This window comes from Gemmobacter caeni, from assembly GCF_003054195.1.
Lineage (GTDB): Bacteria > Pseudomonadota > Alphaproteobacteria > Rhodobacterales > Rhodobacteraceae > Gemmobacter > Gemmobacter caeni.
Genome location: NZ_QBKP01000024.1, coordinates 17,436 through 42,017, shown reverse-complemented (window position 1 = coordinate 42,017; position 24,582 = coordinate 17,436). Strand labels below are relative to the sequence as shown.

Sequence of the window (24,582 nt, the reverse complement as noted above, 5' to 3'; positions counted from 1 at the left end):
ATCGAAGGCACAATGGACCCAACCCCCGGTCGGTGGGGTCCCTTTTGGACGCCGATCACCCCAGAAGCGGGGTCCTTATTGCAAGCCGTTCAACACTTTGGTTCCTGCCCGGTCCCATGGAAGAGGAGCCGGATTATCTGCCGCCCGGACCACGGGCCGAATTGCGAGAAGCCGAGGTCCTCGACGACTGGCGGAAAGCAGAGGCGGGTCATGCCGCGCGTCTTGCCCGTGTGGCCGGTCGCGTCGGCGCACTGGATGACCGGCTGAAGCGCGGCCCGGAAGGATGGCGGCACAGGCTTGCCCTGATAGAGGCTGCCGACCTCAGCTGGTTCACGGGCGATCGTATCGGCCCGGATCGGCTGGCGCTCTGGATCTCCATGCGCATTTCCGGCCTGCAAGACGACACCGCCGCACTCGCGCGGGTCGGTTGGGCGGTACGTCGTCTAACGGGGGGGCCAGGCCCAGAGGTGGACCTGTTCGCCTTCCTCGACCGCCGCGATCCCGAGAACATGGCGGATGAAGCCGAGCCCTTTGCAGACCGCGCGGGCGGTTGGCTCGAGCTGATGACACAAGCCGCAGATCTTCATCCGATAACACGTGCCTGCGCAGGTTATCACCTCTGGAGCCTTGCTGGCCTTGGGCAGCAGGGCGATCGAATGGAAGCGGCCGTCACGGCTGCGCGGATCGCTGCAAGCGAGGGGAGAGGCACAGTCTTTGCGCCTCTTGCCATGGGTGGGGCAGGGGGGCTGCGCAACAGCGGCCCACCCGCTGCCCGCCTGGCGCGCTGGCTCGACGGGATGGAAACGGCCTGCCTGACCGCAATGCGGCACCTAGACGATATCGAGACATGGTCTGCGCGGACAGAAGCCGAGATGAACCCGCTCTCGGGCAAGACCCCGATCGCCTTGCGCGCCGTGTTGACCGAATGGCCACTTGTATCCGCTCCGATGGCCGAGGCCTTGACAGGTTCGAGCCGCGCCGCTGTTCAGCGTAACCTCACCTGGATGGAAGCGCGGGGTTTGGTCCGCGAACTGACTGGGCAGGGCAGGTATCGGATGTGGCGTGCTACGAACTGAAGGCCGCGGCAGACTTTGCCGATGTGGTTGGCGACAGAGGGTAACTCCCCGAAGGACTTCCCGTCAGATGCATCTTCGTTTCGGTGAGGCTTCGGCGGTAATAAGCAGTGACCGTGAGCTTAGCTCTGCACCGGTGGCTTTGGCCAGAAGTCAGGGCTTTTTTCTTCGAGCGACTGTAGAAGCCTACTTTCCTCTTCGTTCAGATTTTCACGATCTTCTCCGTACGCAATAAGTCCGTGAAGCTGTGAGCGTTGTTCGTCCCAGCGCTGTGATAGAACTGACCAATGATGCTCATCATACGTACCCCGAAAAATCACGGGCCGGACTTCAATTCGCGGTAAATCCTGGCTACCTGCATCTATCGCTTCCTTCAGTAGACGCGACCAATAGCTGTTCTTGCGGTCGACGCGGCCGATTTGCTGCTCTACCACTCCCGGGTTCCATTCGAGATGGAGTAGAATGACGATCCGGCAGCTTTCGTGAAGATTGAGTCCTTCGCGCCCGACCATGGATTGGGCGATGAGCACATGTGGTTCGCTCGCCGAACGATTGAAGGCAAGCTGAACTAGACGTCGCGTGGAAGGGAGTGTCTTGCCGTAAAGCATCCGAGCGAATGAGGCTCGAGGCGAATTGTACTCCTCTATCAGTCTCTCACGAAGTTTTGCCCACAATGCCCTCGCAGATATGCCGTCTAGTTCCTCGTCCTGCGCGCCTCCTTCGCCGCGTTCGCGGAGGGCATCGAATACCTGAGTGAGCGCTTCCACTACCGCTTCGCGTGATACTTTGGCCCCCGAAGCCTCCTCCCGTACCAAGGGCTCGGCTGCCCGAGCCAGTGGCGTGACGATTTCAGATAAATTCTCGTCACTCGCAATCGCCTGCAACAGTGTTGACTGGCCAGTCGCCCCGCTCTCAATCAGGGCCAGGATGTGGTTGCGCAGCGTCTGACGTTGCGCTTCAAAGACTTTGTAGGAAGCGGTTAGGATGTCATCGACGCGCTTGCGATCGTATTCGAGTTCAAGTTGTTTGGCCGCTGCGCGCAGTACCCCTTGATCGTCGTCTGACGTCTTTTCCTGTGGCCATGGCGTTCCGTCCCGCACTGCCCGCAACAGGGCCCGAGCATTGAGAAGATCGGTCAATACGCGCATGGGCCGCGTGAAGCGGCCAAACACAAGAACCTTCTCCCCGCTGCGTGTGTAGTTTTCAATTTCATCAACGACCGCCGACAGAACTGGATGCTCAAATAGGCTTTCAGTGCTATCAACGAATGATGCAGTCAGCGCGTTTTTCCACCAATCTGCGCGTTGTTTTCGCTTGTGCACGCCATATTGCTCGGCGGTGTGCTCTGCACTCGCTTCGACGCCTTCTTCGGCACCATCTTCTTCTATCTGCTGGCGGTCAGCTTCCTCATCTTCATGGCGACCGTCTCCAGCCTGCCGCTTCGCCAGCTTGTCGATGATTCCTGCCACTCCGTGCCCGTTGCTAATCGTTAGCCGTGCACGGGCCGCAGTTGTATCGGCCGCCGCTTGGCCGATGACTGACAGTGCCTCGGCGGCAAAGACGATCCGGCGCCAACCCGGCGACAAATTGCCGGCATGAACTTCGATCGGGTGCTCGCGCCGGTAGCTCATTCCAATGGGTGCATGCTTGTCGAACAGCATGATGGTTTCATCACGCCGCTTGTCCCGGCGTACTACCCAGGCCGCGAGATCTTCTTGAAATTTTGCCGCCGCCGCCTTGTAACGATGATGCGTTGCTTCGTCTGTACGCCACCGCCTGCGTACCGCTTCGGCAGCTTCGCGAAATTTCAGCACGGCAGGTTCGATCGACATCCAGGTGCGGTTAGGCATGGAAACGCGCTTTAAAATGCTTTTCCACTGCCACACGTCAAGTTCGACCGGAGTCGCCGTTAGGCCCAGACGGCGGCATGTTTTGCCACTCGGGAAAAGGATGCTATCGAGAAGCGCCGATAGCTTTCCCCGTTCACTACGAGACTTATGGGCCTCATCGATGATGACGAGGTCGAACGGGCCGAGAGCAAGCCCAAGAGTGCGCTCGAGCAACTTGAGCTCGGTCGAATAGTTCTCAAAGCGGTCAGACTGAAAATCATCGAGCTCAGAGCGGTTATCGATGTCTCGAAATTCCTGGACGATCGCTTCAACTGAAGTCTTCGTAAGTTGGCATCTCTTTGCCCGCTCCAAAATTTCTTTTGCCGCTAGTTCGACGCCCGGCATTCGACAATGTGCGAGCTGGCACCCTTTTCTGATTTTCTTATCTACATTGCGGACGATCAGCTTCAGGAGATTGGCACGCCACCTTATTCCGGACGTTTGCACACGCAGGTCGCCAAAACGGTGGGAAAGGATCACGAGGGCATCATCCATTCTTGCCGCGTAATCGGTTTCATATTCACGCATCAGGCCGTCGAAGCTGCGCAAAATGTCTTTAGACCTTTCGCCTGCTTTAGCGATCTCGTCGCGCCATTGCGGGGCGACGACCGGCGGAACAACCAAGGCAACCCTGCCGCCGCTCCGATTGACAGCGAGGGCCAGAGCAACCGCGATCCGCGTCTTGCCCATTCCTACCTCATCGGCGAGCACGGCACCGTGATTTCTCAAGGATGCCGCCAAAGCTTTTAGTGCGTCGATCTGACCCGCATCGAGATAGCCTTGCGGAAACAATGGCGATTCCTGTGGTCCGCTGATGTTGGCGGCAACAGATTCCCATCCCGCGAACTTGCCCATCTTAGCCGACATCAGAAACCCTGCTTTCCAGTCCATCGAATTCGGATACGTCCCAGTTGACCTCAGCGGCACTCAAGGCTTCGTCAAGGGCCAAGAACTCGGTGCTGCCCCGCTTGACGTAGTCCGGCAGGAACGGCGGTTCCCTCAGGCAGGAAAGCGGGTTGATGTTTAGCGGAAGCAGAGCCTCGACCAGTGCGCCTCTCGTCGGCCCTTTGGCGTCGTTTCGCCTCCGGCCAAGCTTCCCACGTTCGGGCAAGGTGCCTAATTGCATCAGCACACATTGCAGCCGCTGTGTCCAACTAGTCCAATCAGCCTTGGGCACCATGGTCTGGCGTTCGGCAATGGCCTCGATCAGTTTCATGGTTCCCCGAATGACATACCGCGCGTCCGGTGCCGCTCGCCCAGCCGCGCCCGGCAAATTTCCGGTGTCTTGCGGTGCAGGCGGATCCTCGTCGTCTCCGGTGTTCCCTCCATCTGGCACTGCAGGAAAGCTGTCTAGTAGTTCAATGGCCTGCTCTAGATCTATCGGCTCCAGTGGCCGCGCAGCAAGCCGTCCGTAGTGGTCCAACACGGGAACCAGGACGGTCGATGCACTGTCGTTCTGATCGAGGCGACGCACGCCGACATGCGCCGGCTGCTCGCCATCCCATAGGAAATGCCCGAACCCGTTCGGTGTAAGCGCTTGATTGCTCGGTCCCAGTATCACTATTCCTGTCGCATCCTCGCTTTGAGGCACTGCAAGGAAATTGGCCATCTCGCCAGGCTTCCAGACAAGATGGGAGACAGGCGGGGCGATAAAGCGCGTTTCTCGGACGGGTGGGCCGTCTCCTGCCGTTAGGGCTGAAAGGTCGGTGATGTGAGCGTCCCAGTCGACCGGTAGAACGTGCCCAACAGGAGTCAGGCGGGACTTGGTCCCGGCGGGTTCCCAGCTCAAACCGTCTGCCGCCATTATGACCCCGGCTTCTAGGTTGCCGCCACGGCTTGGCGCAGCGAGAAAACCGGCAGGCGTGAGATTGCCCGAACCCAGGTAAACCCAGGCGGAGGCACAGCCTTTACCATCTGTTTGCCGGTTTGCCGAGAACAGGAATTTGGCGTGCAGGCGCCTCATGTCGCCATCAGCCTTCAGCGGACGTAGGAGCGACCATTTCGCCTCGCGCATGCTACTGAAAACAAGCTGCTCTGCCAGTGCTGCGCATTTGTCGCTCTCAACAACAAGCGTGATCTTCGCGGATCGTGTCAGGAGAGAGGCATCAATCAGTGACTTGGCGATCGTGCTGGGAACAAGTGGCAAGCCCGCCGTTTGCCCGCCTTCCCAGAATCCAGACCCAAGAACAAGGTTGTTGCGGCGCTGCGACCCGGCATGTGCTTTGACTCGACTCGCCAGTTGGGCGATTAGTGCTTGCTGCCTCGTATCGATGAAGCGAGGCGTAGTATTTGGCCGGGGTTTTAGCCGGCTCGTCCAGCGCTCCAACTCTGCAAATGCCGCACCTTGAATTTCCTGGGCCTTTCCCGCCCCAGCATCCACTTCCAAAAGTCGGCACTGGTATTGCTGCCGCAACCAACGCCAGAAATCGCGCGCCGCGGCCAAGTCGGCCCGGTTTTGCTCAAGCGCGTCATCGGACTCCTGCGCAAGAACATCTTCCGCGGCCAGATCGAGCCGCCAGATGAGGTCGATGCTATCTTCGGTGGTCTGCCGGGTCCAGTTACCCGTGGTAACAAGCAAGCGCAGAGCCCATTTGCTTTCATCGGTCGGGTTGCGAAATGCCAAAAGCGCCACCTTCGCATGCATGAGGCGATACGGCGGGGCGTCGTTGCGGGCGGGCAGATGCAAGACGCCTGGCACCTCGCCAGGAGGGATCTGTGCCTGCGAACGGTCAAGGCAGAGCCCGATGAACGTGCGGCCAAGTTCAGCGCGTGCCGATCGACCCTGGCCGGTGAAACGCTCGACGAACGCCTCCATGAAATCTGCGTCGGCAGAAAATCCGCAAATCCATCCTGCATGGCCGGTCATGTCAGTCGGGGGTGCAGCATGCTCCACGAGGGAAAGGGGCAGATGTGGAGCGGCCATCAGTTCTGCCCCTGCGCTTCGATGAACGTGCCGAGCCGTCCCTCAAGGTCTAGTGACAGGCGTCGCAGGTAAATTATGCGCGGAGAGATCGAAGTGGGCAGGACATTACGCTCGGCGCGCATGGGCGCACCGTCCTCTCTGCCCTCGGGGTCTGTTTCGATATCGGCCCCCTCGTGCGTAGCGTCGTCAACACGAAGAGCGGCGTCTGTCCGCCACGCAGCAGTCGGGACGACAACACTGCCCGTCACCCGCAACATGTGGTTCTCGCGGTTTACGAGCATCGTGATCGCATGAATGTCGGATTGAAGTGCTTCTGTGCAAAACTCGCGTGCCGCTGCAGCCGCTTCATTCGGCCCGTGACCATCAAGTGCCAGAAAGCGCTGCGCTTCCTTGCGCCACGCTTCCAACGAGGCCGACACCCCTTCAGGAAGAGCTCGAGTCAGGTCAAGTCGTGAATGACCGATAAGTTCCTGTTCGATATTTGCTAGCACGCCGATAGCGGCGTCGCGGGTTTGAAGAAGCGATGCTCCTGCTTTCAGATCCTTCCAGTGGTTATCGTCAATCTCGGCGGGTTGATTCCCCCAGTCGGTGTCCGGGATCGTAACAAAATCGTCCCCTACATCGATTTTCCGCATCCAGATCAGAGCGTTCCGACGACGCTCTGCGCCTGCTCCGGGGAATGCCAGCGCCTCACGCATTACCATGCGGGCATCATCTCCCGCATCGGCCGTTGGATTGAGTTTTCCGCGAAGTGAGGCGGTGAAGTTTACCGGCTCATTGAGCACCCACTTGCGGAGGTAATCGGGAAGGGGCCGCTTCCCTGGGCCTCTTTCGCCGAAAACGGCATCGATAAGCTGCTGTCCGCGAACGTTGACAGAAAAACTGTTGAATCTGGATCCGCTCGCATCAACAAGCCCAAGCGCGGGAAGCGCTTGGACACAGCCCATGCGCATGGGTTGGGTTACATAGGCCGACTGTGACTTCAGCCGGCGAAAGGTACGATCAATCCCTCGATCTTGCAGTGCCTTGAGCTTGCGTGACCCCCGCAGTCTCCAATCTCCACGGCTCCAGCCTCTCTCCTGATAGCCGATCCAGCAGGCCAGAGCCTCTATGGCGTTGGCGACTTCTATCTTGCTTCCTGCATGTGGGGTCTCTTCTGCGATTCTAATGCCGAGAAGCGCGAGCGCCGCTTGGCGTATGAACCACATCCCGCCAAGTCCAGGAACTGCAGCTTCATTATAGAGCATGACTGCCTTGCCAAGCCCTAGTGTCAGTCTTCTGCGTGACGGCTTGACGTTTTCAGGCGCCAGCATGCCCCATTGTATTGTCATTCAATAATAACCATCTGTTTGGCGGCGGGTAGCTGCGCCAGGTCCAGCCGCCCATGGTCTATCCAGAACACAGCTAAACCTTGCAGCGTGTGCTGCGGGAACAGTCTTGCTACCAGTGCTGCGTAGCTGGACAGCTGCGGCCAATAGGGTCCAAATCCATCACCTCGGCCTCCCGTTTTGTGGTCGATGAGAAGGCTGCCTTGGGGCCCAATTGCCAAAAGATCAATTGTGCCGGGAATTTCTCCACCTTCTGGGCTGTGTCCGAGAACGGGGATTTCACAATGAAGGTCGGAGTATCCTTGATCTAAGAGCCAAGCTCTCAGCGCCGCTGCCCGCTCTGCCATCAGGGTGAGCGCCGCGTCCTCCAGTCCGGTGGCAGCGGGTAATGCCGGCGCCAATTCGGGCCGCGTGAGTAACACCCGCATGGCAAGATGCAGCGCTGTCCCACGGGTCGCATCGCTGACCGTCTGTGACCACGACGCTCCGAGTATGATGCTCCGGCTTTCAGGTGCAGGAGCTGCCGTTTTCATCTGTGATGGTTGAAGCCGCCAGGGCGTCAACGATGTAGAAGGCATCGGCGCCTGTTTTCCGAACAAAGGCGCTTTTGTGTTTGCTGTGGGAGCAAAATCGGTGGCGCTTGCATGTTCTGGCATCGCGGTGATTACCGCCGGACATTCCACCCCACCAATCCGCAGCATCCCGCCAGAGGTTTGCGGTTTGCAACAATCCTCCAGAACATGGAACAGACAGGTGGCTTCCGTGGCTTCCTCGTGACGCTCTTTCAGAAAGCTCGGCCACTCCAGGACCAGCCGGTCGCGCGTCCGTGTCAGGGCGACATACAGCAGGTTCTTGGCATTGGCCTCGAAATCCGCCCGACGGTCCTCGATAAAGCGCCGCGCCGCTTCAGGTGCTGCAAATCCCGGCGTGTGGATCAGTGCGGCGGAAGCAAGCACCGCAGACATGTCGTCAATCCTGTCCAGCGCCTCGAACCGGGTGGCAGTGGTACCGGGCCATTCTTCAATTCTATGGTCGAATTCTGCGACCACCGTGATGGGCCACTCCCTCCCTTTGGACGCGTGCCACGTTACGATTTCAACCGCCTCGGCACTGTCCGCCGATGGGTCCGGTCTACGGTCGAAATCGCGGTCGCCCGAGCGGGCGTCGAGCCAGCCGAGGAACACCTTGGCGGTCTCTCCATGAAACCCCGAGGCTGCCTTAAGATCGCGATGCGCGGCTTCGAAATCGCTTGCCTCTGCCTCAAGGCGCAAGAGATCAGCACGCGCCTGGGCCGCATCGGGCTGACGCGCCGCCCATTGGCGCAGACCAGCCGCGTCAAGCACGATGTTCAGCGCGACACTGACAGGCAGACGTGAAAGGCGGTCAAACAGAGCCGCCAGCTGCATGAGGACAGGATCATCTGCCAGCCGCCCATCGATCTGTGCGGCCATTGCCTCCTGCAAGGAGAGCGGGTCTGGGCCAAGCGTGCGCAAAAGCAGCCCAGCATGGGCATCTGCAGAATTGGCCGCATAGCTGAGCGCCGCCCGAGCTGCCTGCACGACGGGGCTGGCCGCCCAGCCATCCTCGGCGATCCGAACGGGAACGCCGCGGGCCCGCAGCTCTTCGGCATATCGAGCCGCCGTTGCGTGGCGACAGATCAGAAGCGCGATGTCAGATGGGCGCGCTGCCCGCGTGGTGCCGTTTTGCCGGTCGGTGACCGTCTCGGCATTGGTGAGGATGCGCGTAATGCGTTCTGCCACATGCTCTTGAGGCTTGGAGGATGTCCGCACTCCGCGCCCTTTCGTTACCTGCAACACCTCGATCGCCGGTCCGAGCACGGGATCGCGGGTTGGGGCAAGAGGATTATAGCCCGCCCCGAATAGCCCCGCGCCAAGGGCGTTGACGAACTGCATGACGGCAGGTGTCGACCGCCAGTTGCGATCCAGCGGCTGCGTAGCTTCGGGGTTTGCCGCGGCCAGTGCCTGAGACAAGCGCGGATCAGCCCCCTGAAACCCCATGATCGATTGCTTCACATCACCTACCAGCAAGGTGCGCGGCGCATGCGCCCCCAACTGCCAAAGCAGGGCGAACTGAACCGGGTTCGTGTCCTGGAACTCGTCAATGATGACACAATCAATTTCGTCCAGAACGGCCTGCCGCACAGAGGGATTGGTGCGCAGCAGGCGTTCGGCCCCGGCGATCATGTCGGCAAAGTCGATCAGACCAAGGGCCTTCTTCCGCGTCTCGTAGGCTTCCATCACCTCTTGGGCGCAGGCGATCAGACAAGACAGATGCAGTTTTGCGTCTGCGAGAGGGCCTGGATGGGAAGGCAAGACGTCGGCGGCCTGCATGATCGCTGTTGCCAGATCATCATAGCCTTCCGGCGTCTTGGTGCGGCTGTTCGAAATGAACAGGCCGCGCAGTGACTGCCAGACGCCCCAGTCCTGATCCAGAAGCGCGGGGTCCCGTTCAATGCGCCGAAACAGCGAAAGGTTCTTTTCCAAGGTCTCGCGCGGCCCCTTGGCCGTCACGGTGGCCATACCTCCGTCCGGAAAAGCTGCCAGCATGGCAAGGACTGCCGCCAGCAACGCATCGCGCGCGGCAGCTGGGTCAGCCAGTGTCGCACCATAGACCCGGTCAAGCCGCGCAAGAGCCGGGGCGATCAGGCCCGGATCACGCCCTTTATCGCCCAGCCCTCGCAAGAGGTCGATCATGGCCAGCACGCGCGCACGCAAGGAATCCTCGATCGTCTCACCCTTTTGCCAGTTGGGTTGATACCCGAACCGCTCTGGCGCAGCCTTGATCGGGTCGAGCGCGCGTGCATGCGCCAGCGCCTGCCTGATCAGCAGGTCACGTTCCGCATCGCCCAAGTGGCGTGGCTGCAGGGAGGCGCCGGCAGCAAGGGCATGTTCGGTCAAGAGCCGCAGACCCAGCCCATGGATGGTCGACACATAGGCCCGCTCGACCGCCATAGCTTCCTCAACCAGACCATCGGCAAGAAGTCCCGCCCGGATGCGTTCGCGCAATTCGCCGGCGGCGGCCTCGGTGAAAGTCACGGCAAGGATGCGTTCGGGCCGCACGACCTTGCGCTTGACCCAGTCGGAGAGCTGAGTCTTGATTCGATGGGTTTTCCCAGCCCCTGCGCCAGCGGGCACGATGACCAAACCGAGATCTGACGGGTTCTGGCTCATGCTTCGCTGTCCTCAATCTTGCGGATAAAGGCGGTGACAAGGGCAGAACCATCGGTCAGCGCATAGGGGGTAAAGCCCGCCTCTTTCTTGAAGAAATCCACATCAGCCGTTGTGTTCAGGACCACGCGCCCTGCACCCAGTTCTGCAAGCCGTTCGGCAAGCCGTCCAACCGCGGCTGCGTTGATCGCATCGCCCATGTCTTTCGCTGGCGATCCATCCGCCAACGCCAGCCCCGATGTCAGCAGACCGCCGTCATTCATCAAGTGATAGGCAATGCCGACAGAACGGCCGATCAAGGCGTCCATCCCGTCTCCCTCTCGACGGATCGGTCGGGCGATCATGTCACGATAGAGCGCTGCCTGCAGATCCCAGCCTGCCTCCATCCGTTTGCGTCGGCCCGACGTGCCACTTTTCTTGTGGTCAACGATCAGAAGGCCCCCGTCCGGCAATTCAAGGATCGCATCGGCCTTGCCGTGCAAATTGATGCCATGGGCTTCGCCCGAAAGCCAAATCTCATTCCCGATGATTTTTGCCCCAAGCGCCAGCAAGTGGTCACGCCAACGCAGAGCGGCCTGAAGGATTTCGCGCTCCAATCCCTGGCGCTCCATGTCCCAAGACGCGCTTCGCAAGAAATTGGCGTGACGGGTCAGTGCGCTGTCATAAGCGGCGATCACCGCGTCAGTGAGAGCGGTGCGGTCGGGAATAGGCTGATCCTTGAGGAACACATGCTCAAACACATCATGCGCGATGTTGCCCTTCGCCATGACATCCAGTTCCTCGGCTGACCATGACAGATCATTGGCCTCGACCTCAGCCAGAAGCCAGGCCAGCGGGCTGACCAGAAGCGTTTCCAGCCGAGACGGCGATTGCGGCTTTGTCGTCCCATCGTCCTTGCGACGCAAAGCCAGAAGGTTGCGACCTGCGAATTGAAGGGCCTCGGGCAATTCAGGCGGCTCGGGCAACGGAGGCAGGCGGTGATGCGCGACGGGCCAATCCTCTGGCCGCATGCGCGACACATCTGCGATCAGGTCCGCCCCATCCTCGACATCCGAGATAAAGCGCGCAATCAGAGATAGCCCTGCCGATGGCTGAAGTCGTGCGCCAGAGAGATCCCGCCACGGGATCAAGAAGGTGGCAGAGTCAGCTACAGCCTGAAGCTGTTGATCGAACAGAGAGAGGGACTGTGCCAGTCCTTCGGCCCGGCCGCGCAAATGCAGACCGGTTGCTTCACGAATTTGCGCAATCTCACTGTCGAGGAACATTGGATTGGCCCGAGGGCGCGTCGGATACAAGCCATCGGTAAAGTCGGCCACGATCAGATGTCGGCACGGTCTCCAAGGGCTTTCCTGCGCCGACCAAAGGCTCACCCCTTCAAGATTGCGCTCCGGATCGCCCGCAGAATGCGACGCGATCTGGATGCCGCGCAGGATCGCTTCCCAATCCGGGCTGCCATCGCTGGGTGGGATTGGCAGGCGAGCGCGGACTTCTGCGCCTTGAGCAATCTGGCCGCAAATGCGGTCGATCAGGAAGCGCAACTGCGCAAGGCTTCCCGCACTTGCGCGGATATCGTCCCACAGTTCCTTGTGCGCCGGTGTGCTCGACAGGATACCGCCACGAAAATCCCCTGCCATCAAAGCTTCGGCCAAGTCGCGTCCAGTCTGTGACGACCAAGGCATCAGGGGTGAGAGTGCGAGGCTTGCCAAAACCATGGCGGGCGTTGGGGGTCGCTTGGCCAGTGCAAGGTGGAGCGCGGTTTCGCCGACGATATCGCGTTCCGGCAAGCTGGCGGGCAGGCCAGAGAGCGGCACGCCCTGATGCGCGAAGGCGCGTGCCAGTTGATGCGGGTCATGGCCAGTCAGGACAGCAATGTCGCGGGCGGCAACCCCAGCTTCGATCAGGGTTCGAGCGCGCGCCGCGGCGAAATCCGCACAGGCCGCCAGATCGCGCAGCCCGTAGAACGCTAGGCTGTCATCCTTTGCCTTGGCGTCTATTTGCGGGGCGGCAATACTGCCCTGTAGTGCATGAAGCCCGGTTCCAACTGGGGCCGCGCGGCTTGTGGCGGGTCCTTCCACGCTGCCAAATTCCTGCTCCAGACGCGCATAGAGCGCGGCCATGATGGCCGGCGCATGGGGATCGAGCGAACCGTTGACCACGGGCAGAGCATCCAGAAACTGGCCATACGGTAGTTCGAGAACATGGCGCACGGGCGCAAGGCCCTCTGGCAGCGCATCGCCAAGGCGGCCCCAAAGTCGGATGAGCGCATCAAGATGGAGACCAGCCCGGCTGTTTGGCAAAGACCCGAGCTTTGGCAAACGCAGGTCGGTCGTGGCCAGGATCAGATCTTCCAGGGCCGCAGTCACGGCAGAGATCGTCTCGATCGGTGCGTTGGCGAGGCTGTCGCGCCATACAAGATCTGCGTATTCGACGATTGCTTGCCCGGGAACCCAAGGCACGGGTTTTGGCGCGAGGGACAGTTCCGCAACACCAGTATCTGTCAGCCGATAGTGCAGACCAGAGCGCGGATCGCAGACCAGAAAAGGATAGTGCATGGTGTCCCTCGACTTATCCGACCATTCCTGCATCGGATCGTTCAGAAAACAAGCTAATCTGCCGTTTTGACGTGATAATTATTGCGTCTCAGCTGGCACGGGAAACTGCCAAGCGGAATCGGTCAGTGCGAAACTCTGCCCAGCCGACCTGAGGCAGGCCATAGGCGGCGCCTGCGTTGAGACAGATGCGGCCATGTGTGCGCCTTCGGTTCGCCAAGGCCAGAAAGCGCGAGGGATCGCCCAGCCTTCTGACGGCGGGCGTATGCCCATGCACGACCAACCACTGCCCTTCTGGCCCCCAGCCGCCCCTCCAGTCCAGGAACGGTCGCCTGCTCCACGCCCAATGCGTGCCGTAGGCACCCTCCTTGGGAAGTTTGAGGAACGCCTCGGGTGTTTGATCCGGCGAAAGGCCCGCATGAACCAAGAGAAGGTTTCCGACCCTGTGATGGCTGGGAGCCTCTCGGATGGCCGCCAGAAAGGCGGAGGGCACAATGCGTTGGACGATTTCTGCAAAGTCGCGCAGGAGCCGAACCGACGCCGGGGGTTTGGCTTCAGCAATGACGGTCGCCCCGCCGTTATCCAGCCAGTCGCCCATGTAGCGCATGGGATCGTCAAGTGCATCGAGTAACATCAGCTCGTGATTGTCGGGCAGAAGGACGACCTCGTCGACACGAGCGGCCTCCTGCGCGGTCAAAGTAAGATGGATCGCCTGCAGATTTTGCGGCCCCCGATCGATGATGTCCCCCAAAAAGACGAGCTTGCGCCGTGCGGCCGCGCGGGGAATAGCTGCGATGGTGGTCAGAGCCTCCTCCAAGGCGAGGGCTTGCCCGTGAACATCACCGAGAACAAAGAGCTGGTTTTCGTCAATGTCTCTGCGGCAGTCATGCCATGTGCCCATGTGCGACGAAGTAGTATACGGCATCGTCAGAACCAAGCCTTGGCGGAGTGTGCGTCAATCACCGGCACTTGATCCACTCGGTTCATGAACTGCTCGCAGGAGCCAAGGATCGCGGCGTCTTTGGTGCCGAAAGGCGCGATCCACACCCGGTCAAGTGCCAGTCTATTGATCTTTCCGTCGTGCATCAGGCCGTAGAGAGACACGGGTAACTCCAATCAAAGAGATTTGGCCAAGATTGGGGTATATGTACGCCAAATTCGGTCGTATGAATTTCAATTGGCCAGATGACTTGTTCCTGCTGACTTCGCCACGCGCACTTCGACCTTGTCCTCCCAGCGGGCCAGATACCATTCCATCTCTTTCTGGCCACCAGCGCGAAAGCGGACGATCAAAGAGCCGTCTTCCAGACGCTCTGTCTTCTGTTTTGGATGAAAGACATAGCTTGCCGCCTCATCGGCCACTTCGGGCAAGAAGCGCCACTCCACGTCCTGCGGAGGCTCACGCCAGACCCCAAAGCTCTCCGAAAGCCATTCCTGCAAATCAAAACCTTCCGGGCGTTGATAGGCATCCTGCTCTTGCGCAATGCGTTCAAACCCGGCCAAGGCAAACAAACGGAGTGCATCCTGATACTCACTCCAGGCCAGGAGATATTGGCGACCCTCGCCGAAGAGCATGGCAATGGGGCCAAGCCGCGCATTGCGCGACAACTTGCCTGTTTCCCGTGAACGATGATCCACAGAAATCATCACCCCGGCGAGAATGGCTTCCCGCAGCGCGGTGAGAATTTCGGGGGCAATCCGCTCGCGGGGTCCCGGCCGGAAAGCTACGCCATCCGCCATGAGTTGAGCTTCGAGATCTGCAGCAATCATCCGTCGCCTGTCTGCGCGGAACATGGCTTGGACCTTGACCAGCAGTCGCTCAAGCGTCTCGGCCGTTGCTTCATCCCCCTCGCGCCTTGCAAGGGCAACGGCGCGGTGACCTGCCGTTAACTCGTCAAGGGTCGGCTCGACCATCCGCCCCAAGGATCCGGGAGGAAAACGCCAGTATTTCCTGCCGCTTTCCTCAACCAGTTCCTCGATCTGTGGATAGATGTTGCGCACCGCGTCGCGCATCCGTTCGGCGGTCCGGCGCGAAACGCCGAAAGCGCGCTCGATATCGGTCAAGCCGACACCTTCTGCGCTTCCCTGCATCATCAGGGCGAGCTTCTGTAAATCCTCCTGGCGGGCGTAACGCATGGAGCCTCCCATAACATCCAGTTCACTGTGGCGACCCGCCAGGGCAGCCGTCAACGACCAAAGCCGATCGGACGTGCCGATCCCTGTTTGGCCTCCATTTCCCGTGACAGCTCTTGCAGAATGGCCTGAGGGTCATTCTCGCCCAAAGCGCGCATACGTCTGGCAACATTCGCAAAATCCCCAGCGGCGAGGCGATCGAGCGACCACAATCCTGCGGGAGCCGGTGATGTGAAATGCGCGGCCCAAGCCAGTGGCAATTGAGCTTCCGACAGAAAGTCGAAACGGATCCGAAAGGTGAACCGCCGCTGCGTCGCCGGATCGAGCTTTTCGACGAAGTTGGTGGTGCAGACGAAGGGCAGAGGGTGGCTTTCCATCCAGGTGAGCATTTCATTGACCTGCGACACCTCCCAGCTGCGCTCTGCGCTCCTGCGATCGGCCAACAGGCTATCGGCCTCATCGAAGATCAGCATCGCATCCTTGGCCCGGGCTTCGGCAAAGGCACGCGCGATGTTCTGTTCGCTTTCCCCAACCCATTTTGACATCAGGTCGGAGGCGCGCTTCTCCACAACTTGCAGCCCCATTCGGTGCGCGAGATGCCGGGCCCAAGCGCTTTTGCCAGTGCCCGCAGGTCCATCGAGACAGAAGCTGATGCGCCGAGGGGCCTCAGGACCACTTAGCCGCGCTTCGATTCGCGAGAGATCCTGATCAGCGCGGGCAAGTTCAGATTGCCATGGCACTTCGGCATGATGACGAGGTGCAGCCTCCATACCACCCCTTGCCAAGCGCGCTGCCGCGTCAAGAACCTGGGCAAACACCGCCTCGCCACCATCACAAAGTTTGGCAAGCTGCATCGCATCCGACACCAGCGCCGGTGCCTGATCATGCTTCTCCGAGAGATCGGCCAGTGCTGCGGATGAAAGCCCGATGCAGTGGCGAGCCTCAAGCCGTTGCCAGATCCTTGACCGTACCCGCCCCGACGGGGGGGGCAAATGGATCGAGTAACTCATGCGGCGCAGAAAAGCAGGATCGCAGGAGACGATGGAATTGGTTGTCCAGATCACAGGGATCGGGTTTGTTTCGAGTATCCGGTTGGTATGGACCTTGGAGGGGCGCGTATACCCGGCATTCAGATACCTTGCCTCGTTTGCATTCTCTAACCATGCGGGCCAGTTCATCCTGTAAAAGAAGTAGACGGGCAATACGGCTTTCGACTGCCTCAAGCTGCTCTTGGGCAATACGGCTCGCATCCTCACATGATGCTTCCGGCCTCTCTTGCAAGGCCAGCAGGATGCGGATGCTTGGCAGATCAAAGCCAAGCTCGCGCGCATGGCGGATGAAGCCCAAGCGTTCAGCATCGACGGGGCTGTAGGTGCGTCGTCCGTTCAGCTGGCGGGCAGGCTTGGGCAAAACCCCAATGCGCTCATAATAGCGGATCGTCTCGATGTTCACGCCCGCCTGCCGGGATAAATCTCCGATCTGCATCTTTTTGCCTTGCTCCTGTAGTCGCTACAGGTTGTAGCAGGGCAAGGCTAGAGTTTCGAGGACCAACGAATGGCCGCTGCAACCGACACAATCCGCTATCACGTCACGGGCATGGACTGCGCGTCCTGCGCCGCCAAGATCGAGGGCGCGGCCCGCAAGGTTGAAGGGGTGGGCGATGTGAAGGTGTCGATTGCCTCGCAGATCATGACGCTCAATGTCGATGATCCACAGGCACGGCTTCCTGTTGTTGAGCAAGTGGTAACAAGCCTGGGTTATCAGCTTGACCGCATTGGCCAGCCCAAGGTGGACGGGGTGGAGGCTGATGAGGATGACGACAAGATCCCTGACCTGTCGCACGTTACCTCCGCCTACAAGCGCGCACTCTGGATCGTCGTCCTGCTTAATGTCGGCTATGGCGTGATCGAGATTATCGGCAGCTTTCTGTCGGGTTCGCAGGCCCTACAGGCGGATGCGCTCGATTTTGTAGGCGACGGCCTGATTTCCTTCCTCGGCCTTATCGCAGTGGGATGGGGTCTCGCAGCTCGCGCCAAGGCGGCGCTGCTGCAAGGTGTGTTCCTGGGCCTCCTCGGGCTTGGCGTGATTGGCTCGACGCTCTACCGCGTCTTTGTCGAGCATCAGCCGGAAACCTTCCTCATGGGCAGCTTCGCGGTCGTGGCCTTCATCGTCAATGTGGCTGCCGCCCTGGTGCTGCTGCCGCACCGCAAAGGGGATGCCAATATGCGCGCTGTCTGGCTGTTCTCGCGCAACGATGCGATTGGCAATCTTGCTGTGGTCGTCGCGGCCGTCCTCGTCTGGGCGCTCGGCTCGCCCTGGCCTGATCTTCTGGTGGCGTTCGCCGTGGCGGGCCTGTTCCTGCAATCGGCGTGGTCGATCATCCGAGATGCGCGTTCCGACCTCAAACAGGCGGGCCGTGCATGAAAATGGCTTGGCCTATACTCATCATCGCCTTTGGAGCTGCGCTCGATCTTGCAGCAAAGCTATGGGCGCGCGCCTCCCTCGAACCCTATGGCGCAGCAACCGAATTTCTGCCCTTTGTCGCGCTGCGTCTGACCTTCAATCATGGGGTTTCGTTCAGCCTGCTTTCATTCGAGGGTGAGATTGCACGGCTCACGCTGCTGCTTGCTACGGCCGCATTAACAGCAAGTTTCGCGCTCTGGGCTTTTAGATCGCAAGGCTTGGAACGTATCGCCGCCTCTTCCATCGTGGCAGGGGCGCTCGCCAATGTCATTGACCGTGCGGTGTATGGAACAGTGACCGACTATCTCGATCTGCACTTCGGGGCATGGCACCCTTTTGTGTTCAACCTTGCAGATGTATGGATCACGGCCGGGGCTATCTTGCTGGTCTTCTGCCAATTCAGCCGGAAGCAAAGCAACGTTGCCGTGAGGAACTCATCTAAAACCACGTAATCGTGGCCTTAATGCTCTCGCCGTGCGACCCGCTCCAACTCCCATTCGTGCGCTTATGCGGGACGTCGGCTAGCAAGATGTTCCATCATATGCAGTCTACCAGTGCTGCGGAATAGACTCATGCTCCTCAGGGGAACGTAGACAAGCGTCTGAGCTTTGGTCCGGGCCGCGAATATCATCAGCAGTAGCAATGCAAGAGGGGTGATCACAGCGCTTGCTCCATGTGTCGCCGTTCGCTCAGACTGATCAGGATTCCCATCAATTTGAGTTAGCCTTGCTGAAAGGCGTGTGTCATGCCGCGGCGCGAGATATGCTCGAAAGTTGGTGACGCTTGATCAGGCGGCAGCTTGAATGTGGCGGACGCCGTCGCGGAACTCAACCCCGCTGATGACCTCTGGCAGGCGGTTCCGGCCGTCGAGCCTCCGCCATTTCTTCTGCGCCGACATCATCAGCCGGAAGGCCATGGCGAGCCCGGTCTTTCGGCTCAGGCAGCCCTTGGTTCGCCGGGTGCGGTGCCGGACGGTGGCGAAGGTGCTCTCGATCGGATTTGACGTCCGGATATGTTTCCAGTGCTCGGCCGGATAGTCGTAGAGGGTCAGCAGCGCGTCCCGGTCCTTGACCAGCTTGGCCACCGCCTTGTCCCATTTCACGCCGTAGGTTTCGACGAAGAAGTTGAAGGCGACGTTGGCTTCGGCCTTTGTCCCGGCCTGCCAGATGTCGTGCAGGTGTCCTTTGGCCCTGGCCTGCGCCGATTTCGGCAGCGCGTTCAGCACGTTCATGGTCTTGTGCAGCCAGCACCGCTGCTCCTGCGTCGTGGGGAAGACTTCGCGCAGGGCCGTCCAGAAGCCGAGGGCACCGTCGCCGATCGCGAGCTTGGGATCCTGCGTGAGGCCGCGCCGCTTGAGATCGAGCAGCACCTCGCGCCAGCTCTGGGTGCTCTCGCGGAAGCCGTCGGTCATGGCCAGCAGTTCCTTCCGGCCGTATTCATCCGCCCCGACGATGACCAGAACGCATTGCTTTTCCTCGGCCATGCGCGGCTTGAAGTAGACACCGTCGGCCCAGATGTAGAGGAACCGCCGGGTTCCGAGGTCGCGCTTCTCCCAAGCCTCGTATTCGGACCACCAGTTGGCTTTCAGGCGGGTGACGGTCTTGGCCGACAGGCCCTTGGCGTCCGGCCCCAGAAGGGCGGCCAGCGCCTCGCCGAAATCGCCGGTGGAGACCCCCTTGAGGTAGAGCCAGGGCAGCAGTTCCTCGACCGATTTGGCCTTGCGCAGGTAGCGCGGCAGGATGCTGGGCGTGAAGGAGATCCTCTCCGCTCCCGGCTTGCGATCCCGCACCCGCGGCACCTTCACGGCGACCGGACCGATCCCGGTCAGGATTTCGCGCTCCGGCAAATGTCCGTGCCGCACCAGCCTGGCCCGGCCGTCATCGAGCCTTTCCTCAGCGAACGCGGCGAGGAGCGTTGCCAGCTCGGCCTCAACCGCTTGTTCGATAAGCTTGCGCGCACCCTCCCGGATGAGGTCCGTCAGCGGATCCGGCGAAAACCCCGATGGATCGGGCAGCGTGCTGATGGTAGTCTCCGACATGTGGCATGTATGGATGCCGCCTTTGGTGCAAGGGGTATTTTGAACCTCTTTGGGTGCGATCGGGTGCGGTCATGTATTAGGCCTTGTCGTTGCGGCACTGTTCATGGCCGCGGGCCGATATGGTGATGCGCGTACCGGGTCCAAATCATATCCGAGGGCTTGGACGCCCAATGCCGCATAGATGGTTTTCCCGGTCCGGATCTGGCCGATCAGTTTCCCATAAAAGCTTCGGTGACCTCCTCACACATCGACCGAGGCAGAGATTGGCGCGTCTCGCTGTTACGCGACCGCCTCGGGGTTCTTGTAATCCTCGTTCTTCGTCAGCATCGCCCAGATCGCACGGGCCATTCTATTTGCCAGGGTGACCGCCGCCACGAGTTTTGGTTTCCGAGCCAGAAGCCGTTCAAGCCACGAGCCCTTCTTGATGCCAAAACGGGTCGCTGCTGAAATAACCGACATGGCGCCTCTGATGAGATGGCTGCGAATGTCTACCTGCCCCATCTTCGAGACCTTCCCCAAGCGGCTTTTCCCGCCTGTGGAATTCTGTCTGGGCACCAGTCCCAGCCAAGCCGAGAAATCCCGCCCGCGGGAAAAACATCCCGGATCCGGCGCGAATGTTTCGACTGCCATTGCGGTTTGCAGTCCAACCCCGGGGACAGTCTGCAAGCGCTTCACCACCGCGGATTTCTTGGCCATTTCCCGCATCTCACCCGTCATCTCTGCGATCTGCGCTGTCAGCTGCGCGATATGGTCGACATAGACATGCGCCAATTCGCGGACTTTGCATGGCATGGACACCGTTTCGTCTTCAATCATCGCAGACAGTTTCTTCAGGCCACACATATTGGTCGCGGCAATCACACCGTGTTCCGCCAGATGCGAACGCAAGGCGTTGATCGTTTGGGTGCGTTGGCCAATGAACATCTGCCGCGTCCGATAGGCCATCGCGCTGATCTGCTGATCCTCGGGTTTGGGCTCGACAAACCTCATGGTCGGACGTGAGCCCGCCTCGGCAATGGCTTCCGCGTCTGCCATATCATTTTTCTGGCGTTTGACATATGGCTTCACATATTGCGGTGGGATCAAGCGTGGACTGTGGCCGAGGCGTTCAATCTCCCGCGCCCAACCGTGGGCGGTCGCACAGGCTTCCATGGCGACGATGCATTTGGGTTGCTCCGAGAGAAACGGCAGAACCTGGCTTCGAGAAAGCTTTTTGCGAAACACGACGGCACCGGCTTCGGAGGCACCATGCGCGTGGAAAACGTTCTTTGCCAGATCAAGGCCGATGATGGTTGCTGTAGTCATGTGGGTGCCTCATTCCTTTGCCACGCTGCCATCAGCATGACGATATGTTGCGATGACGCCGGGCGGCGGCATCCACACCATCATATCCCTTTCTCGGCTGAGAATTGACGGCGTCTGAACACCGCCATGATATGCCGCCCCTCAGGGCATCACCAACTTTCGCGCGTTACTCCTCACTCCCGAAGCGGGAGTTCTGCAACAACGCCGATCTTGCCCGCGATCAGCAAGACCACGGCAAGATTGAAGGAATGGAAGGGATGAACCGTAAAGAAGGTCACGCGGCGGCGCCTGTCAGAATGCTGTCAACTGATGTTGATTCCGCTTTGCCCCGGATCCGCCTTCCGGTCAAGGGCGGGGCCCCGCGCCTGCCTCAGGCGGTGGTGTGAAATCCGTTATCGGCATAGACCACCGATCCGCTCATGGGACTTGCGGCCTCGGTTGCCAGAAAGGCCGCCAGCGTACCGATCTCTTCGATGCTTACCAGTTTTCCCGCAGGCGTACGGGCGCGAATCTTATCCATCAGCGCATCGAACCGGTCGATCCCCGAGGCGGCGCGGGTCTTGACCGGACCGGTTGAAAGCGAAAAGGCACGAATCCCTTCGCCCGCCAGATCGGCCGCCGCATAGCGGACCGAAGCCTCCAGCGCGGCCTTTACCGGACCCATGAGGTTGTAATTCTCGACCACCCGATCCGCGCCGTAAAAGCTGACCGTGATCAGCGAACCACCCGCCTGCATCAAAGGCCGCGCCAGCCGCGCCATGCGCAGGAAGGAGTGGCAAGAGATATCCATCGCCGTCGCAAAACCTTCGGCCGAAGCGTTGACAACGCTGGTGTGCAGGTCCTCGCGCGGGGCGAAGGCGATGGCATGAAGCAGAAAATCAAGCCGCCCCCATTCAGCGGTAATGCGGTCAAACACGGCTTCCAACTGGCCGGGTTCACGCACATCGCAAGGAAGGAACAGCGGCGCACCCACTTCCTGCGCCACGGGTTCGACCCATGGCCGGGCCTTTTCATTAAGAAAGGTCAGCGCCAGCTCTGCCCCCGCCGCGCGAAAGGCCCTGGCGCAACCGGCGGCGATGCTGGCCTCATTCGCCACGCCAACCACGAGGCCGCGTTTGCCTTTCAGATCAATCATGTCGCTGCCTCTTCGCTGACGGCCTCCTGGGCGATGATGCTTTCCTCATCGGTCGGAATGACAAGAAGCTGCACCCGGCTGGCGGCGGTGCTGATCCTGCGCGACCCTGCTTCATTGGCATCGGGGTCAAGCTCTGCCCCAAGCCAGGCCAGCCGCGCGGCGACACGGGCGCGGATACCGGGCTGATGCTCGCCGATTCCTGCCGTGAAGACCAGCGCATCGATCCCGCCCATGCTGGTCGCCAACCGTGCCACCTCGCCCGCGATGCGCAGGCAAAAGAGGTCGATCGCCTCGGCAGCCTCTGGGCGCGTGCTGGCCATCAGCTCGCGGCTGTCAGCCTCGAAACCCGACACGCCCAGAAGGCCGCTTTCACGATAGAGCATGGTCTCGACCTGTTTCAGGCTTTGCCCCATTTCGCCCATCAGATGCAGGATCACGCCGGGGTCCAGCGCACCCGAACGCGTCGCCATCGGGATGCCGTCCAGCGTCGAAAACCCCATCGAGCTGTCGATGCTCTTGCCGCCCCGGATCGCACAAAGGCTTGCGCCGCTGCCCAGATGTGCGGCGACCACCTTTGCATCGGTGGCCAGATCGCCCAGTTGCCCGGCGATATAGCGGTAGGAGAGACCATGAAAGCCATAGCGCTTGATCCCCTGATCATAAAGCGCGCGCGGCAGGGCAAAGCGGCGGATCAGGGGCGGGTTGGTGGCATGAAACGCCGTGTCGAAAGAGGCTGTCTGTGGCACATCGGGGTAAAGCCCCCGCATCGCCCGGATCAGCGCAAGGCTTTGCGGCTGATGCAGCGGCGCAAGCCGCGCCAGCGCGTCGATCTGCGCGATCACCTGATCGGTGATCCGGGCTGGTCCTGTGAAGACATCGCCGCCATGCACAACCCGATGGCCGATCACCGCAAGGCGCGAAAGATTGAAATGCCCGGCCAGCCAGGCAAAAGCCTGGTTCAGCACGGCTGTCAGATCGCCGGGATCCGCTGTGATCGGGCCTGAAAAGGTCTTGCCCTCGCGCGTCAGGCGCACTTCGAAAGGCTCATCGCGGAAATCGATCACGCCCGAGGCCAGCGGGCGCGGCGCGGCGGCCTCCAGTGCGTAAAACCCCAGCTTGATAGTCGAGGATCCGGTGTTGAATGTCAGGATCAGATCGCGGGTCACGCCTTCCCCTCCGCTTTGCGGACCGCGACCAGCTTGGCCAGCGCAGCCGAGGCGATGCGGGCCGATAAAGGATCCGCCCGGCTTGTCAGAACGATTGGCACCCGTGCGCCCAGAACCAGCCCCGCGGCCGTGGCGCCCGCGAAATAGATCAACTGTTTGGCAAGCATGTTCCCGGCCTCGAGATCCGGCACCAGAAGAATATCGGCCTCGCCCGCCACCTGCGAGACGATGCCCTTCGTCGCCACCGCCTCGGGGCTGATCGCATTGTCGAAGGCCAGCGGCCCGTCAACCAGCGCGCCCGTGATCTGGCCTCGAGCCGCCATCACCGTCAGCGCGGCGGCATCCAGCGTGGCGGGCATCGTCGCGTTCACCGTCTCGACCGCCGCCAGCACCGCGACCTTCGGCTGATCGCGCCCCAGAAGCCGCATCAGATCGACGGCATTCTGGCAGATGTCGCGCTTATGCTCTAATGTCGGTGCGATATTGATCGCGGCATCGGTGACGATCACCGGCTTGCGATAGGCGGGCACATCCATCGCATAGACATGGCTGATCCGGCGTTCGGTGCGCAGGCCGCCGCTTTTCGAAACCACCGCCGCAAGCAGTTCATCGGAATGCAGGCTGCCCTTGACCAGCACCTGGACCTTGCCACAGGCCGCCAGTTCCACCGCCCGCGCCGCCGCTGCATGGCTGTGCTCTGTCTCCTCGATCCGGAAGCCGTCAAGCGAGACCCCGGCCTCGGCGGCCGCCGCGCGAATCTTTGCGCCGGGACCGATCAGGATCGGGTCAAGCAGGCCTTCGTCGCGCACCTCGATCGCGCCAAGGATCGCGGATTTCGAACAGGGATGCACCACCGCCGCCCGCACCGGGGGCAATGCGCGGGCCTCTTCGACAAAGCCCTGCCAGCGCCCCTTCGGCAAGACCACCGCCTCGGGAAGGTCACCCGGCACCCAGGTCACCTGCTCGACCGGGGCCAGCACCAGCGCCTCGCCCGAAAGCACCACCTCGCCCCGCTGATTGCGGGCGGTGGTCGTCAGGCGGACACGGTTCTTGCCCTCGATCAGCTCGGCCACTTCAACTTCGGCGGTGATGGTATCGCCTGGCGAAACCGGCTTGTTAAAGCGGATCTGCTGGTCGAGATAGATCGTCCCCGGCCCCGGCAGGCGGGTGCCCAGCACCGCCGAAATCAGCGCCGCAGTCCACATGCCGTGCACCACGACATGGCCAAACGGCCCATGGGCGGCGAAACCGGCATCCAGATGCGCGGGGTTGGCGTCGCCGGAAACAGCGGCGAACAATTCAATATCCTTGGGACCGACGTGGCGGACAAGACTGGCGCGGTCGCCGATTTTCATCTGGTGAAACAGATAGTTGGTCAGAGTGCCGGTCATC

Annotated in this window: 18 protein-coding genes; 3 read left to right on the top strand and 15 right to left on the bottom strand. The window is 60.8% G+C overall.

Going from position 1 to position 24,582, the window contains the following annotated elements:
• The first annotated feature begins 116 nt into the window (after nucleotides 1–116).
• On the top strand, nucleotides 117–1,076 hold the full coding sequence (locus C8N34_RS22975; RefSeq protein ID WP_108130644.1) for a hypothetical protein: 960 nt from the start codon (nucleotides 117–119) through the stop codon (nucleotides 1,074–1,076).
• A gap of 119 nt (nucleotides 1,077–1,195) precedes the next feature.
• Here C8N34_RS22975 and C8N34_RS22970 read toward each other — a convergent pair whose 3' ends face one another.
• The 10 genes from C8N34_RS22970 to C8N34_RS22925 form a co-directional block, all read right to left on the bottom strand.
• Nucleotides 1,196–3,853: a helicase-related protein gene (locus C8N34_RS22970; RefSeq protein WP_108130643.1), complete on the bottom strand. Its 2,658-nt coding sequence runs from the start codon at nucleotides 3,851–3,853 to the stop codon at nucleotides 1,196–1,198.
• Nucleotides 3,819–5,885, bottom strand: a complete 2,067-nt coding sequence (locus C8N34_RS22965; protein WP_145693829.1) for a phospholipase D-like domain-containing protein — start codon at nucleotides 5,883–5,885, stop codon at nucleotides 3,819–3,821. Before C8N34_RS22965 ends, C8N34_RS22970 begins: the two co-directional genes overlap by 35 nt.
• Complete coding sequence (locus C8N34_RS26065; RefSeq protein ID WP_145693831.1) at nucleotides 5,885–7,198, bottom strand: hypothetical protein; 1,314 nt, start codon at nucleotides 7,196–7,198, stop codon at nucleotides 5,885–5,887. The genes C8N34_RS22965 and C8N34_RS26065 overlap by 1 nt, the downstream gene beginning before the upstream one ends.
• A 14-nt stretch (nucleotides 7,199–7,212) precedes the next feature.
• On the bottom strand, nucleotides 7,213–10,404 hold the full coding sequence (locus C8N34_RS22955) for a UvrD-helicase domain-containing protein (RefSeq protein WP_108130640.1): 3,192 nt from the start codon (nucleotides 10,402–10,404) through the stop codon (nucleotides 7,213–7,215).
• Nucleotides 10,401–12,953 (bottom strand): PD-(D/E)XK nuclease family protein, encoded by a 2,553-nt coding sequence (locus tag C8N34_RS22950; RefSeq protein WP_108130639.1) that lies wholly within the window; start codon nucleotides 12,951–12,953, stop codon nucleotides 10,401–10,403. The genes C8N34_RS22955 and C8N34_RS22950 overlap by 4 nt, the downstream gene beginning before the upstream one ends.
• A gap of 88 nt (nucleotides 12,954–13,041) precedes the next feature.
• Complete coding sequence (locus C8N34_RS22945) at nucleotides 13,042–13,875, bottom strand: metallophosphoesterase (RefSeq protein ID WP_108130638.1); 834 nt, start codon at nucleotides 13,873–13,875, stop codon at nucleotides 13,042–13,044.
• A 2-nt stretch (nucleotides 13,876–13,877) separates the two neighbouring features.
• Nucleotides 13,878–14,054, bottom strand: coding sequence for a hypothetical protein (locus C8N34_RS26500; RefSeq protein ID WP_158640793.1), 177 nt, complete (start codon nucleotides 14,052–14,054; stop codon nucleotides 13,878–13,880).
• Nucleotides 14,055–14,123: 69 nt separating this feature from the next.
• Nucleotides 14,124–15,086, bottom strand: a complete 963-nt coding sequence (locus C8N34_RS22935; RefSeq protein WP_158640794.1) for a helix-turn-helix transcriptional regulator — start codon at nucleotides 15,084–15,086, stop codon at nucleotides 14,124–14,126.
• A gap of 50 nt (nucleotides 15,087–15,136) precedes the next feature.
• Nucleotides 15,137–15,937, bottom strand: a complete 801-nt coding sequence (locus C8N34_RS22930; protein WP_158640795.1) for an ATP-binding protein — start codon at nucleotides 15,935–15,937, stop codon at nucleotides 15,137–15,139.
• 88 nt (nucleotides 15,938–16,025) lie between these two features.
• On the bottom strand, nucleotides 16,026–16,568 hold the full coding sequence (locus C8N34_RS22925) for a MerR family transcriptional regulator (RefSeq protein WP_108130634.1): 543 nt from the start codon (nucleotides 16,566–16,568) through the stop codon (nucleotides 16,026–16,028).
• Nucleotides 16,569–16,637: 69 nt separating this feature from the next.
• On the opposite strand from C8N34_RS22925, the gene C8N34_RS22920 reads away from it, so the two are divergent.
• Nucleotides 16,638–17,507 carry a cation efflux transmembrane domain-containing protein gene (locus C8N34_RS22920; RefSeq protein ID WP_233557292.1) on the top strand — a complete coding sequence of 290 codons (870 nt, stop codon included), beginning with the start codon at nucleotides 16,638–16,640 and terminating at the stop codon, nucleotides 17,505–17,507.
• Nucleotides 17,504–17,998 carry a signal peptidase II gene (gene lspA, locus C8N34_RS22915; protein WP_108130633.1) on the top strand — a complete coding sequence of 165 codons (495 nt, stop codon included), beginning with the start codon at nucleotides 17,504–17,506 and terminating at the stop codon, nucleotides 17,996–17,998. The genes C8N34_RS22920 and lspA overlap by 4 nt, the downstream gene beginning before the upstream one ends.
• A gap of 335 nt (nucleotides 17,999–18,333) precedes the next feature.
• Here the strand turns inward: lspA and C8N34_RS22910 are convergent, their stop codons facing one another.
• The 5 genes from C8N34_RS22910 to C8N34_RS22890 all read right to left on the bottom strand — a co-directional run bounded on the left by C8N34_RS22910 (nucleotide 18,334) and on the right by C8N34_RS22890 (nucleotide 24,581).
• A complete protein-coding gene (locus C8N34_RS22910) occupies nucleotides 18,334–19,584 on the bottom strand; it encodes an IS256 family transposase (RefSeq protein ID WP_017469024.1) in 1,251 nt (416 codons plus the stop codon).
• A 279-nt stretch (nucleotides 19,585–19,863) separates the two neighbouring features.
• Nucleotides 19,864–20,889, bottom strand: a complete 1,026-nt coding sequence (locus tag C8N34_RS22905) for an IS110 family RNA-guided transposase (protein WP_078542988.1) — start codon at nucleotides 20,887–20,889, stop codon at nucleotides 19,864–19,866.
• 370 nt (nucleotides 20,890–21,259) lie between these two features.
• Nucleotides 21,260–22,024 (bottom strand): enoyl-ACP reductase FabI, encoded by a 765-nt coding sequence (gene fabI / locus C8N34_RS22900; RefSeq protein WP_035745640.1) that lies wholly within the window; start codon nucleotides 22,022–22,024, stop codon nucleotides 21,260–21,262.
• Entirely contained in the window at nucleotides 22,021–23,190 is a 1,170-nt protein-coding gene (locus C8N34_RS22895) for an acetate/propionate family kinase (RefSeq protein ID WP_035745643.1), read from the bottom strand. The genes fabI and C8N34_RS22895 overlap by 4 nt, the downstream gene beginning before the upstream one ends.
• Nucleotides 23,187–24,581: a bifunctional enoyl-CoA hydratase/phosphate acetyltransferase gene (locus C8N34_RS22890; RefSeq protein ID WP_089258481.1), complete on the bottom strand. Its 1,395-nt coding sequence runs from the start codon at nucleotides 24,579–24,581 to the stop codon at nucleotides 23,187–23,189. Before C8N34_RS22890 ends, C8N34_RS22895 begins: the two co-directional genes overlap by 4 nt.
• Between the last annotated feature and the right edge of the window lies 1 nt (nucleotide 24,582).

Bases quoted from the DNA above. Each gene is read 5' to 3' on its own strand.
- C8N34_RS22975 (WP_108130644.1), top strand. From the start codon at position 117: ATGGAAGAGGAGCCGGATTATCTGCCGCCCGGACCACGGGCCGAATTG.
- C8N34_RS22970 (WP_108130643.1), bottom strand. From the start codon at position 3,853: ATGGACTGGAAAGCAGGGTTTCTGATGTCGGCTAAGATGGGCAAGTTC.
- C8N34_RS22965 (WP_145693829.1), bottom strand. From the start codon at position 5,885: ATGGCCGCTCCACATCTGCCCCTTTCCCTCGTGGAGCATGCTGCACCC.
- C8N34_RS26065 (WP_145693831.1), bottom strand. From the start codon at position 7,198: ATGCTGGCGCCTGAAAACGTCAAGCCGTCACGCAGAAGACTGACACTA.
- C8N34_RS22955 (WP_108130640.1), bottom strand. From the start codon at position 10,404: ATGAGCCAGAACCCGTCAGATCTCGGTTTGGTCATCGTGCCCGCTGGC.
- C8N34_RS22950 (WP_108130639.1), bottom strand. From the start codon at position 12,953: ATGCACTATCCTTTTCTGGTCTGCGATCCGCGCTCTGGTCTGCACTAT.
- C8N34_RS22945 (WP_108130638.1), bottom strand. From the start codon at position 13,875: ATGCCGTATACTACTTCGTCGCACATGGGCACATGGCATGACTGCCGC.
- C8N34_RS22935 (WP_158640794.1), bottom strand. From the start codon at position 15,086: ATGCGTTACGCCCGCCAGGAGGATTTACAGAAGCTCGCCCTGATGATG.
- C8N34_RS22930 (WP_158640795.1), bottom strand. From the start codon at position 15,937: ATGCAGCTTGCCAAACTTTGTGATGGTGGCGAGGCGGTGTTTGCCCAG.
- C8N34_RS22925 (WP_108130634.1), bottom strand. From the start codon at position 16,568: ATGCAGATCGGAGATTTATCCCGGCAGGCGGGCGTGAACATCGAGACG.
- C8N34_RS22920 (WP_233557292.1), top strand. From the start codon at position 16,638: ATGGCCGCTGCAACCGACACAATCCGCTATCACGTCACGGGCATGGAC.
- lspA (WP_108130633.1), top strand. From the start codon at position 17,504: ATGAAAATGGCTTGGCCTATACTCATCATCGCCTTTGGAGCTGCGCTC.
- C8N34_RS22910 (WP_017469024.1), bottom strand. From the start codon at position 19,584: ATGTCGGAGACTACCATCAGCACGCTGCCCGATCCATCGGGGTTTTCG.
- C8N34_RS22905 (WP_078542988.1), bottom strand. From the start codon at position 20,889: ATGACTACAGCAACCATCATCGGCCTTGATCTGGCAAAGAACGTTTTC.
- fabI (WP_035745640.1), bottom strand. From the start codon at position 22,024: ATGATTGATCTGAAAGGCAAACGCGGCCTCGTGGTTGGCGTGGCGAAT.
- C8N34_RS22890 (WP_089258481.1), bottom strand. From the start codon at position 24,581: ATGACCGGCACTCTGACCAACTATCTGTTTCACCAGATGAAAATCGGC.